The sequence below is a fragment of the Neotamlana sargassicola genome (assembly GCF_020523965.1).
GTDB lineage: Bacteria > Bacteroidota > Bacteroidia > Flavobacteriales > Flavobacteriaceae > Neotamlana > Neotamlana sargassicola.
In genome coordinates this window covers 518,295-532,037 of record NZ_JAJAPX010000002.1, presented here as the reverse complement: position 1 = coordinate 532,037, position 13,743 = coordinate 518,295, and the positions used below count along the sequence as shown (strand labels likewise).

Here is a 13,743-nt window from a genome sequence, read left to right as displayed (position 1 = left end):
TTTTATAAAGACATTCCGCGTTTCCATGGAATAAAATCGTCTTGACGCAACTGCTTAGCTTTTGTTAATTTACCGCTAGCTACCTCGATTACAAAGTCTAGCAACTGCTCGCCGGCTTCTTCAATAGAGGTTGTTCCTTCTATAATTGTACCTGCATTAAAATCTATAATATCAGGCATTTTATTGTATAATTTTGAGTTGGTTGACACCTTTACAACTGGTGTAATTGGGTTACCTGTTGGTGTGCCTAAACCTGTGGTAAATAAAATAACATTACAGCCAGAACCTGCCAAACCTGTGGTAGACTCCACATCGTTTCCTGGTGTACACAATAAATTTAAACCTGGCTTGGTTACTTGCTCTGTGTAGTCTAACACGTCTTCAACCGGAGAACTTCCTCCTTTTTTTGCAGCTCCAGCAGATTTAATAGCATCGGTAATTAAGCCATCTTTTATATTTCCTGGTGAAGGGTTGGCGTAAAAACCTGCTCCTAAAGCATCGGCCTTAGCATTGTAAGTAGACATTATTTGTGAAAACTTTTTAGCGTTTTCAACCTTGGTACACCTATTAATCATTTCCTGCTCAACACCATTTAACTCTGGAAATTCTGACAACACACTGGCACCACCAAGAGCCACAATTAAATCGGAAACATATCCTAAGGTTGGATTTGCAGAAATTCCTGAAAAACCATCGGAACCACCACACTCTAAACCAATAACCAACTTACTTAATGGCGCTGGTTTTCGTTCTATTTTATTAGCTTCAATTAAACCAACAAAAGTTTTTTTAACGGCTTCAGCTAGAAGCACTTCTTCCGAAGCTATATGCTGTTGCTCTAGAACATAAATAGGTTTTTTATGTTCAGGCGACATTTTATTTAAAGCATCTTGTAAAATACTAGCTTGTGCGTGTTGGCAACCTAAACTTAAAATAGTTGCTCCGGCCACGTTTGGGTTATTAATATAACCTGCCAATAAATGACAAAGCGCCACAGAATCTGAAGTTGCACCACCACAGCCACCTTCGTGAGTTAAGAAATGAATACCATCTACATTTGGAAATAATGGATTCTTCTCTTTATGCTGTGATGATTTTAAAATATCTTTACTTAAAATGGTTTCGGTAGAAGCACCATTTTTATAATCGGCAATTAAAGCATCAACATCTAATTTTAAATGTTGCTCTTTGCTAAAACCTAATTTTTCTAACAGCGCATGTTTTAAAACCTCAACATTTCTATTTTGACAAAACACTAATGGTATAATTAACCAATTATTCTCGGTTCCTACTTTACCATCTGCCCTGTGGTAACCTTGAAATGTTTTAGTTATAAACTTTGAAACATCGGGTTGCTCCCACTCAATTTTATTTTTTTCGTTGTTCGCCGCGTAAGTTTCGGTATCGTGTTCTAAATTAGTAGTGCTAATTAATCCGCCTTTGGCAATATCTTTTTTAGCACGCCCCACTAAAACACCATACATATATATGGCGTCTCCTTTTTTAAAACTTTCGGTTGCAAATTTATGTTTTGCTGGAATAGTGTCATTAAGCTCATATTCATCAGAGTTTAAAGAAACCGAAGTTCCCTTTTCTAGATCTCGAAGAGCTACTATTACATTGTCTTTAGGATGTATTTTTAATACCGTATTCGCTGTACTCATTAGTCGCTGGTTTATTAAAGCAATATTACTACCTAATAAAGATTTTGTCTAATTTTTATTTGACAGATACTAATATTTTTTTTGCTTGTCAGAAGTTTTTATTTAAAATACTGCAAAAATACCCTGTAAGAATATACTAAGTTGCTTATTTATTTTCGTCTTGAGAAGCTTCAGATTTATAGTTTTTTAAAAATTCTGAAGGGGTACAATTCATAATAACCTTAAATTGCCTGTTAAAATTTGAGATATTCTTAAAACCAGACTCAAAACAAACAGCAGCAATATTAAATTTGCTTTCAATTAGTAATTTACAGGCATAACCCACTCTAATTTCGGTTACATATTTAGAAAATGTTTTCCTATTTACACGTTTAAAATACCGACTAAAAGCAGAAGCATTCATGTTTGCAATTTTGGCTGCTTCTTCTAAACTTATGTCTTTATTAAAATTATTAAAAATATAGGCTTGCACTTTATCTTGCACAATACTTTTGGTTAAGCTAAATGCATTTACAAACCCATAACTCGTTAGCCTTTGCGTATCCTTATATTTGGCAAGTTGATTTAAAACCTGTAAAAAGGCAATAGTTTTATTAAAGCCATCGAGCTCTGGTAGTTTGGTAATTTCGTTAATTAAACGATTGGGAACATTCAAAAATTTAAGTCCGAATTTGGCGCGTTCAAACAATTCTAGAAGGTGAATCATTTCTGGTGTTTCAAAAAAGTAGCTTCCAAGAAAATCTTTTTTAAAATGAACTGAAACAGCTTTTGCTTTTAATTGAGAATCTTCATTAAAATATTCTGGGTCGTTCTGCCACATGTGTGGCAAGTTTTTCCCTATTAAAACAATATCTTTTGGCTTAAATTTTTCTATACTATCACCAACAAAGCACGTTCCTTGGCTTTTTAATATTACAACAAGCTCCATTTCTGGATGATAATGCCAAACTTTTAAAAAATTTGAATACTCATTAACTCTAGCACTAAATGAACTATTGTTTAAACTACTTCTATCAAGAAAATGTAATTTCATAACTTTAGAGAGCCTGTTTGTAAATTAGGTTTTCTCGAAATGTAATACTTATTAATTAATTAAACTAATATACCTCAAAATCTGATTCTAGCCTGATATCGACTGACGAACTTCCAACCATAATTTTAAACATACCAGGTTCAACTGTCCAATTCATGTTTTTATCTAAAATTGCTAAATCGTCTGGTTTCAAGGTAAATTCCACCGTTTTTTCTTCGTTTGGCTTTAAATGTATCCGGTCAAATCCTCTTAATACCGACTCGTAGGTGGTTACACTACTTACTCTATCTTTTACATACAATTGTACAATCTCGTCTCCAGCATACTTTCCTGTATTTTTAACCTTAAAAGAAACCGTTAAATTGGCTTGCGATTTTATTTTTAAAGCTGATAACTTTAAATCACTGTAAATAAAAGTAGTATAGCTTAAACCGTAACCAAAAGGAAATAATGGCCCAAGTACACGTGTATTTCCGTAGCCATTTGGCCCTTTACCTGGTTGTCCTGCTTGAGAGCCAGGTTTAAATGGAAAATTTAACGGAATTTGCCCCACCGTTTTAGGAAAGGTTACCGACAATTTACCTCCCGGATTATAATCTCCAAATAAGGTTTCGGCCACCACTTCGCCTGCCGCAGCGCTAGGAAACCACGCTTCTAAAATAGCTGGTAAATATTTATTTTCCCAATTTATTGTTAGTGGCTGCCCATTTATTAAAACCAATATTACAGGCTTACCTGTTGCATACAATGCTTGCACTGATTGCTGCTGGCGACCGGGTAAACCTAAACTAGTTCTCGACATGGTTTCTCCTACACGCTTATCGTCTTCACCAACAACTGCAATAATAACATCAGACTGTTCTGCTTTTTTAACAGCAGCATTTATACTTTCTTGTTCTAGTTCTGTTAATGGCGTCGAAATTATTTCGCTTTCAGGCCAATCTTTATCTACAATTTCACAACCTTTCTCGTAGACCACCGATGCCTTACTTCCTGCATAATTTTTAATGCCTTGAAACACCGAAACCGAAGGATTAAACGCTGGCCCATAACGACTATATGTAAAACTCACTTCGTTAGCCAATGGTCCAGTAACCAAAATATTATTTAATTTATTAAGATTTAATGGCAGTGTATTATTTTCATTTTTAAGTAAAACTAAAGATTCTCTATTGATTTGTTTAGATAGTGATTCAGCTTCTTTGGTATGCACCAGTTTATCGGCTTCTTTAGGGTTTGTAACATAAGGATTATCGAACAATCCTAATTTAAATTTAACTCTTAAAACATCGGCCACACGAGCATCTATGGTTTGCATAGAAAGTTCTCCATTTGCGATAAGTTCTCGAAGCGGTTCGATAAACGATTCTGGGGTTCTAAACGTGGTTCTTACATTTAGGCCGGCTTCAATAACTTGCCTTACAGCTTCTTTATAACTATCGGCAACATGGTGTTTTTCATATACATATTCTACAGCTTCACTATCGGAAACCACATAACCTTTAAAACCATACTTTTCGCGAAGTAATTCGGTTAAAAAATAGCGACTTGCCGTTATAGGCTCGCCATCGTAGTCGTTATAACTACTCATAATTCCCATTGGGTTTACTTCTTTTATAACCCGTTTAAAAGGATACAAATGAAGTTGAAACATTTCTCTAGGCGCTACATGCGGATCGGTTCTAGCATCGCCATCACGCGCTCCTTTTGGAATACTATACACCGCAAAATGTTTTAATGTTGATGCAACACCTTGTTCTTGTATACCAAGGGTCATGGCTTTACCCATTTCGGCAACATGAAAAGGTGATTCGCCGTAGCTCTCTAATACACGTCCCCAACGTTGGTCGCGGGCTACATCTAAAATGGGTGCATAAACATTAGTATAACCCAAAGCTTTAGCTTCGCGCCCAACCATTTCTCCCGCTTGTTTTACTAAATTTTTATTCCAAGTGCTACCAATACCTATTGGTGCAGGAAGTGGTGTTGCTTTTTCGTGACACAAACCATGAATTGCTTCGTTTGTAAAATCGACTGGAATACCTAACCTAGTTTCTTCAACAAACCATTTTTGAACTTTATTAATAGCTTCTGCATGTGTGCTAAACGGATAAGCGTATTTTGTATGTGTTTTTTCTTGATTCCAGATAGTGTTTAAATGTTCGTCGATATTGGCAATACCATCTTTCCAAACTCTTTGCTTCCATTTTTCGTTTGGTAACTCGTCTTCTAAAACACGAGCAAACCCATAAAGCGTTGCTAATTGGCATGTTTTTTCGTTAACATTCATTAAATCAATTAGGTTTTGCACACGCGCTTCTAATGGTGCAGTGCTATCTTCAAAAACATCTTTTTTGTTGTTCTTATTAAAATCTATCCAGCCGTTATGGTAAATTGATTTTGTATCACTAGTCATTGCGGTAAATAGAATTACACAAAAAACCAACGGTAATAACTTCATTTTATAAAAATACCTCATTGTATAATTAAGATTTAATTTGGTATACCTTAAAATTATCGACCGTCATATGATTTTTAACCGTTCGAAAACCAAAATACCCAGAAGTATAAGGAGCGTCATCTTGAAAATTAGACAACAATTGACCGTTTCTGTAATATTGAATTAAATCGTTATTGGCTACAATTTTAATATGGTATGTTTTATTAGGTTCTAACATGTATTTAGAATCGCTTAAATCGTGTTCTGGTAAAAGTGTGCGCTCGCCATTACCAACATACCTCCTAAATCTCGTTGTTTTATTATGATTACCACCAACACCCATATAATACAACTGTAAGCTATCGTAATTTGAAAATTTACCACCTCTACTTTTAGAGTTTTCGAATAAATTTGATGGGTTTTCGGGGTCTGTAGCCATCCAAAAACAATTAAGATCCGACACTCTATCGTTAACACCTCCATCTTGCACAATAACAACATCGTACTCTATAATAATGGCACCTTCAAACTTTTCCTTTAACCAAACCGTACAACCTTTAACATCGTTAATTTCTAACTTACCATTGTTTAATTCTACAACGCCACCTTCCATTTGTTCAACCTGCCAATCGTTTAAATCGTCATCAAAATCATTTTTATAAATTAATGTGGCTTCTACTTCAGATTCGTTAATAGTAAACACTTTATCATTTTGACAGCCTGAAACAAAAACAGTAAAAAACGTTATGATTAACAACGCTACTATAACCGGCAGTTTATAATTTTTCATGGTATTTGGTTTAGTTAATTTGTTTTATGAGCACCAAGCTCCAAGGCGTTATTTCGTGGTTAATGGTTAACACGCCATTATTATTGGCTTTTATAAATTTTTTATCCATTGTATTTGCAAACACCTTCATAGTTTTAATCTGTTCTCTTGTTGGCGGTTCTGGTTTACCCATAGTTTCCCAGAAATTATGAATATTCCCATGATCTTTATCTAAAATTTCTAATTCAAATAACGCTCCTGGTTTTAAATTTTTTATTGTGAAATTTAATGGTTTTGAAGTGCCACTTTCTCGTTTATTCGATCCAGATGGTACGGCATTTTCGTATTCTTTAGGATAATTATAAGCCAGTGCAACAATTTTATTATCGTTAGATTTTTTACTGATGAATAAATATTCGTCTTTGTACAATTGTTGATTTCCTAATTGGTTTAACATTCTGTACGCGTGGTATGATGGTTTTACTAATCCTTGATAATTTATCATTCCGAAACCACCATGAAAAATGCTTGAAGCACCACCTTTTTCTTCAAAAATATCTGTGAATGTCCAAAAAGCTAATGAATTGGTTAACCCAATACAATCTAAATTAGACTTTACAATATAGGCCGCCGCAGGCAAACGATCGTGCATAGCATCGCGGCTGCTTGGGCTAGTATTCCATTCGGTTAAATGAATTTCGGCATTTGGATAAGCACTTTTTGAAATGGTGTTTTTTAACCATACCAAATCTTCTTTTACAGAGTGCACGTAACGTGTTAACCCACGCCCTTTTCCTGTTTCTGGGTTAAACGCATAATCGGTTGGATAGGGATGTGTTGAAACAAAATCGACCGGCAAATTTTCTTTTTTACAGTATTTTAAAAAATCTTCAATCCATACGCCATGCCATTTTAATGCATTAATATCTTCAATTTTAAAAATCTCTTCAGATACATGATTATTTATAATTTCCCCATCAAATCGAGCATCTGGAACAAAATTACTTGTAGATGGCCCTCCAATTTTTAAGCGGCTATCAATACTTTTTACAGCCAAGGCCGATTGCTTATACATTTCGAAGTACTGCGATTTTGTTCCGTGCCAAAAAAACGGGTACAAATTAGGCTCGTTCCAAACTTCAAAATACCATGTTAATACTTCTTCTATTCCGTAACGATCTACACAATGCTGTGTAAATGCTTTAATTAAATCGTACCATTGGGTAAATGTATCTTCTTTAGGTGTTACTTTAGCCTTCCACCAGAATACGGTTTTAGAATCTTCAGCAGCCATACTTGAGGGTAAAAACGCTAACTCCACAAAGGGTTTTACGTTTAAATCTAACAGTCTATCAAAAACATCGTCGATATATTGCCAATTATAAACTGTTTTTCCTTTTTCAATAATTACCGGAAACATATCGTCGTGAAACAAACCATGAAATCGAACATACTGAAAACCACAATTTTCTTGCACTTGTTGCATTTGTTCTAGCCAACCCGCTCGAAGTGCCTCGTTTGCTCGACCAGCTCCAACCACTTTACTCCAATAAGGATTGAAAGTTGTACCTTCATGAGTGGCATCGATTTGAATATTGTTCTGTGCATTTAAAAACCAAAAAGAAATTATGGCTATAGTAATGCAACATATATTTTTAGAAAAACTCATTATAAATTAAAAAAAATTAGAATAGTTAAATGATTGTTTATGCAATTTGATAAAAGTTTAAAATTTAACATATAACTAATCAACCATAAACTATAAATATTGTTTCTTTTGTAACAAAAAAGCCATATCAACACAACATTGATACGGCTCTTTCAAAATAAACTAAAATACTTGCTTACAGAAAAACTTATTGTTTAACTACTCGCTTAACAAACTCACTTTCTTGAGTTTTAATTTTAAATAAATACATCCCTGATTTAAAATTTGATATATTTATTTCGGTTAAATTATTATTGACGTTTTTATTTATTAAAATTCTTCCGTTTAAGTCACTTACCTCAATTTTTGCATCTAAAGATTCTGCGTTTCTAATTGAAATAGATTCCATTGCAGGATTCGGATAAATAGCAAAACCTAAGCTTTTTGCATCAATTGTTTCGCTGCTTAAAGATGCATTATCCGAAATATTAGTAAACTGAGACCATCCATCTGCCATACTATAATTTGAAACTCCCGTTGGTGTTGGCACTTCAAAAGAAATATCGCTAACCAAACCACTACTAGGAGTTGAATTTAAATCGAACGTTGTTGCTCCATCAGCTAAAGCAGGTGGTGTATCTGTGGCAACTGTTAACAAAGACAAATCTCTTAATCGATAAAAGGCAAAAGTATTTACTTCTGTAAGCGACCCTCCTAAATTTAAACCTGTAATATGTGTTCCATCGGCAGTATCTGGTCCTACAAAGGCATAAGGCCCTAATGTTTCAATATTAGGAAGATCTAATACACCTGTAAGATTCGTTACACGACCAAGCCCATTACTATCAATGGTTGTTACGCTACTTAAGTCTAAGGTAGTAATACCATTGGTGCCTCTTAAAATATTTGAACCAATTATTGTTATATCGGCAGTATCTAGTGATGTTAATGATGAACAGCCGCTAAATGCCCAAGCTCCAATTTCTTTAACTGTACTTGGTAAATTAACACTAGTAATGTTAGAATCCCCTTCAAAAGCATTTGCCACAACACTAGTAACCGAATAAGTTATAGTAGACGAAGTAACGCTTGCAGGTACATCTAATGCTGTAACGCTAGCCCCGGACAAACCAACTTCTAACGGTGAATTATTTGTAACAGTATATGTATAATCTCCTTCTGTAAAAGTATAACCGACTGCAGTTAATAACTCACTCTGCGATATAACATCTGCAAATCTATCCCAACCTGGAGCACTATCATATGCTGTAACTCCCGCAGCTGTAGGCACAACAACCGTTACACCGCTTACGTCATGATCTGTAGATAAAATTGTAGCATCTATAGGTGTATCATTATCTATATGTAACAAAAAAGTTCCTGCCGAATGAAATGTTTGAGCTTCAAAAGCAGTTAACGTAGAACCTAAATATAGGTCTGTTAAAGACTCACATTGATAAACATTATAATTTCCAAAAGTTTCTATTGCAGGCCAGTGTGATTCTTTTATGTTAGGCATACGATTTGTAGCATTACCAACAGCTGTTGTTAACACAGGAAAAACTAAAGATTCTATAGCTCGACATTCTCTAAAAGAATTCCCTCCCAACGATGTAAGTGACGATGCATCAAAAGAAGCCAATACAAAACAGTCGAGAAATACACCGGACCCAATAGTCTCTATATTAGAGGTATCTCCAAGAGTTGTTAAAACATTACATTTTTGAAATGCCTTATCTTTAAGAGTTACTACAGTGCTTGGAAGAGAAACCGTTTCAAGTGTAATGTCACTAAGGAAAGCATTGGCTCCAATAGCGACAACGCTAAATGTGGTAGCTGTAGCGTTATCTGTAACAGTTTCTGGTATTGTTATGGCTGTTAAACCGCCCGTTTGCCCAGACACTTCAACTTCAAATGGGGTCTCATTTGTTACTGTGTAATTTAAATCTCCAGAGGTAAATGTGTCACCAACAGTTTGCGCATAATTTGTAACAGAACAAATTAATGCTAATAATAGTAATGTTTTTTTCATTTTTAATAGTTTAAAAAGTTTAGTTACAATAAAAGTCGTATTCTAAATTTGTTTCACCTATAAATTATTATGCAAAACCTATAAAAAAACACCCATTTAAGCGCACAAAACAATAAAAATCAGTTAAATAGAAAAATCTCCCAAAAAAAAAGCATTTTTTGAGAGATTTAAATTATTTAAGTTTTAAAAAAACTTAAATTTTGGCTGGAAAAGTACCTTCAGTTGGATTACTTTCAAAAATATATTCAGAATCTGCAACTGTCTTATAAAAGGTTGTATAAGTAAACATACCTTCAGATATAAAATCTGGAATAATAGTTAAATCTTCCGATTCGTCGACTTCTACAGTTAACTCAGATCCGTCCACACTACTTGTATAGGTTATAACGCTTTTTACCAATAAAGGGTTTACAACAACTTCTTCATCATCGTCGTTAGTGGTTCTATTAGAATCCCATGTTATTATGGCTTCAGTTTCAGAATACAATCGTATATCGGAATATGATCTAGCTTCTAAGGTTGCAACATACTCATCACCTAAAACTGTACCAAAAACATCATATTTAGTAGACTGATTACCATATTCGTCTTCTAAATGCACAAAATACTCTGCACCACCCTCAGGTAATTGTAATTCTACCGAATAAATTTCTGGAGCAAAAATAGTTCTATTAATATCGATTGTAGCAACTATTTTATCATCATCATCGGTAACATCATCATCAAAAAGCGCAATAACGGCTTTTTTAATTTTGGGGTCTGAATTTATAAACACCTCAAACATAGCTTTATTTAAACCTGTTGAAACTACCGCAACAGAATCTGGCGTTCCCAAACTTACTACAGTTTCTGGGATAAACTCATTAAAAGTTTCGGTTAATTCGGTATCGCAAGAAAAAGCTAGCAACACGCAAACTACACCAAGCATAAAAGGATTAATAAGTTTATTTTTTATATTATTTATCATAAATTTTAATATTTAAATTTTATCTATTATCTCCATAAAATTCAACTTCACTAATATGAAATAGTGTATTTGTTCTATTTTGAGCCAATTTTTGAACAAATCTTATGTATCTAACTTTTGGCATATCTGGTGAAATTTCGAAGTTAAAACCAGCTGTTGCTGCTTCTTCGTCTTCTGTTGTATTATCGTTACCAGGTTGCCCTGATGGTTTTACAGGTCCGGCATTTTCTAATAAAAGTGTCCATCCATCTAGTGAACCATCCGCATTCAACTTATCTGAACCCCATAAATCGAATAAATGAGGATTACCATGACGCCACATATAATTACCTAGCCTTGGCCAATATTTAAAACGGTATAACTGCACTAATTCTCCAATATCCCAAGTTACAATAGATGGGTAAAGATCTATTCCATCGTACGACCAATCGGCATATTCTGGTAATTCTCCATCTGGATCAACCCATCCAGGAGGTGAGTGAAAGCCGTTACCGCCACTAATAACTCCATCGAATGTATTTGGTAAAATCCAACCATAAGCATCTGGTGTATCGTGCGTTTGATAAACGGCTTGATAATTAGCTCTATCGAACAACTGAATATAAAGCGGTGTAAGTGTTTCTCTAATATATCCACATCTGTTATTATATCTATCTCTAACTATAAAAACAAAATTAGTTTCAACAGCATCAAGACCTAAAACAAGGCGTTCACCAGTTGGACCTTCTGTATAAATAGCATCTTTAAAAATTAAATTACCACCTTCGTCTTCAATATAAACCTCAATAGTTACCAGCCCTGTTTGTGGATTTTCCCAATACAACTGAATTCCTCCATAAGTTGATTCGGCTTGTACAGTTTCACAAACATAGGTGTATGGAGGTTCTTCTGGACTAATGGTAACAGTTGTAGGTGTAGAACGGTTTTCAGACTGATCTACAGCATATAAATTCACGGTATATTCTTGTGCGTTTGCAAAACCTTCAACAATTAAAGTATTATTAAACACAGAAGATTTTACACTTACTAATTCTGAATCATCACCTCTTTGATATTCAGCAACCACATAAAGTAAATCATCTTCATCAGGTAGGTTATAAGTAATTTTTGAACCACCTGAAAAATTCTCGACAGCATTAGCCGTTACAGTAACAGGCCCTGGAGCTATTCCATCATCGGCTACCAATGAAGTAACCGTATCTTCCTCACAGCTAAATATAACTGAAAGAAAAGCAATTGCGATAAACGTTTTAAAATTTTTCATCTTAATTAATTTAGTATTCTTATTAGTTTATATTACCAACCAAACGCCTGATCTAAATTCGGGTTTGCTAAAATATCTGCTTCTGAAATTGGCCAGAAGTAATCGCGTATTGAGAACTCGGTAAAACCATAGTTATCAATTGTATAATAGGTTTCTGGAGTGGCTCTAGAAAAACTCCAACCTTCCATTGGGGTACTATTTAAAACTAAATGTGCTTTATACCATCTTCTTAAATCCCAAAAACGATGTCCTTCGAAAGCCAATTCTATTAAACGCTCGTCGTGAATAATATCTCTTAACCCATCTTTTGTTGTTGGCTTAGAAGGGTTAGACGAATAGCTCGCCCACGAATTAACAACACCATCTAAACCAGAACGCTCTCTCACTTCGTCAAGATATTGATACACCTCCGTAGAAGGCCCTTGTGCTTCATTTAAACACTCGGCATACAATAAATATAAATCTGCCAAACGATATACTGGCCATGAGTAGTTCTCGGCGGTATAACTATCGTTTGCAATAAATGATTTGTAATGTACCAACTTTTTAGGCCAATATCCTGTTTGATTATACTGTCTTTCGTTAATATACCCCGAAACACCACCATTTTTAGCATCTACATGAAACAAGCTCGTATCGTCTGCCTCGTTGTTAACATCGTATGATAATACACCATCAGCCGCTAAAGACGCGTAAAACCTAGGCTCTCTGTTTAAATGTAAACCAATAGTTTCGTAACCTTCTTTTACATAAAACTTATTAGCTTCATCGCCTGGTGTAATGTCGTATCTTGCATTATAATCGTAAGTTGTATCCTCATCAATTGGCACACCATTAATTGAATAAAATTGTTCTGCAATGTGCAGCGGCGCTGAGTAATATGAATTTACCTGACCAGCGGTTTGCCCAACCCAAGCAGGATCAATTCTTGGAAAAGATACGTTTTGAATATTACTTGTTGTTGGGTTATAGGCTTGTCCCCATATAATTTCATCGTTCCATCGGTCTGTAATAGCACCTCTTAAATTCATTTTATAAAGGGTCTCATCTGCCAAATCATAAGATGAAGTAAATGTAAATAAGCTATGCCCACCAGCATGAGCATAATCTATTGCCTCCTTACAAGCATCGGCTGCTAATTGCCATTTGTTTTCATCATAAGTTTGGTTAATGTACGGTGTCCCTTCATCATCTGTCCATGATGCGTAAACCGAATTACCATTAAATTGTGGACTTGCACTTAACGCTAAAACTTTTGCTTTTAACATGGCAGCAATAGGTTGAGTTGCTCTACCTAATTCGTCTCCTTCTAAAAATATTTGAGAAGGTAAACCTGCGATAGATTCGTCTAGCAAACTAACTACATAATCTACAACTTCATCCACGGTGTCTCTACCTATACGTACCGAAATAATATCTTCGCTTACTTCGATGTTTTCATCAATAATAGGAATTGGTCCATACATCCTTAACAGGTGAAAATGAAAATAAGCTTTTAAAAACTTAGCTTCTGCAATCCATCTATCTTTCTCAGCCTGTGTCATATCTGGCACATCGTTTATTCTATTTAAGAAAATATTACAATCTCTTAAGGCAATATGTGGCGTAATACGGTTACCATCACCCCAATGATCGAATAATGGTGATGCTTTAGACTGCTCTCCTTGTGAAAAGGTCATTGCTGTCCAAGTTTGGTGTGTCCAAATTTCGTCGCCACCAACTAATGCCACATTATCATTATAATCGGCAAACCCTGGTAAATATCCATACAACGTAAAAAAGAACTTTTTAGCATTGGTGCGATTATTAAAAACCAAATCGAAGGTTGCTACGTTATCTGGTACAATATCTATATAGTTTTCGCATGAAAACACGAACAAAAACACTATAGAAAATATTATTTTATGTATTTTTTTCATAATTCTT

At 34.8% G+C, this 13,743-nt stretch carries 9 protein-coding genes; all 9 read right to left on the bottom strand.

Annotated elements, in window-relative coordinates:
* Positions 1-2: 2 nt before the first annotated feature.
* Positions 3-1,664, bottom strand: a complete 1,662-nt coding sequence (locus tag LG651_RS06830; protein ID WP_226695387.1) for a UxaA family hydrolase — start codon at positions 1,662-1,664, stop codon at positions 3-5.
* 145 nt (positions 1,665-1,809) lie between these two features.
* Positions 1,810-2,697: an AraC family transcriptional regulator gene (locus LG651_RS06825; protein WP_226695386.1), complete on the bottom strand. Its 888-nt coding sequence runs from the start codon at positions 2,695-2,697 to the stop codon at positions 1,810-1,812.
* Positions 2,698-2,761: 64 nt separating this feature from the next.
* Positions 2,762-5,176, bottom strand: coding sequence for a glycoside hydrolase family 3 N-terminal domain-containing protein (locus LG651_RS06820; RefSeq protein ID WP_226695385.1), 2,415 nt, complete (start codon positions 5,174-5,176; stop codon positions 2,762-2,764).
* A gap of 7 nt (positions 5,177-5,183) precedes the next feature.
* Positions 5,184-5,927 (bottom strand): DUF6250 domain-containing protein, encoded by a 744-nt coding sequence (locus LG651_RS06815; protein WP_226695384.1) that lies wholly within the window; start codon positions 5,925-5,927, stop codon positions 5,184-5,186.
* A gap of 10 nt (positions 5,928-5,937) precedes the next feature.
* Positions 5,938-7,575 carry a GH39 family glycosyl hydrolase gene (locus LG651_RS06810; protein ID WP_226695383.1) on the bottom strand — a complete coding sequence of 546 codons (1,638 nt, stop codon included), beginning with the start codon at positions 7,573-7,575 and terminating at the stop codon, positions 5,938-5,940.
* Positions 7,576-7,762: 187 nt separating this feature from the next.
* Positions 7,763-9,586, bottom strand: a complete 1,824-nt coding sequence (locus LG651_RS06805) for a leucine-rich repeat domain-containing protein (protein ID WP_226695382.1) — start codon at positions 9,584-9,586, stop codon at positions 7,763-7,765.
* Positions 9,587-9,779: 193 nt separating this feature from the next.
* On the bottom strand, positions 9,780-10,553 hold the full coding sequence (locus LG651_RS06800; RefSeq protein ID WP_226695381.1) for a DUF4998 domain-containing protein: 774 nt from the start codon (positions 10,551-10,553) through the stop codon (positions 9,780-9,782).
* A gap of 19 nt (positions 10,554-10,572) precedes the next feature.
* Positions 10,573-11,817, bottom strand: coding sequence for a DUF4959 domain-containing protein (locus tag LG651_RS06795; RefSeq protein WP_226695380.1), 1,245 nt, complete (start codon positions 11,815-11,817; stop codon positions 10,573-10,575).
* A 32-nt stretch (positions 11,818-11,849) separates the two neighbouring features.
* Positions 11,850-13,736, bottom strand: coding sequence for a RagB/SusD family nutrient uptake outer membrane protein (locus LG651_RS06790; protein ID WP_226695379.1), 1,887 nt, complete (start codon positions 13,734-13,736; stop codon positions 11,850-11,852).
* Between the last annotated feature and the right edge of the window lie 7 nt (positions 13,737-13,743).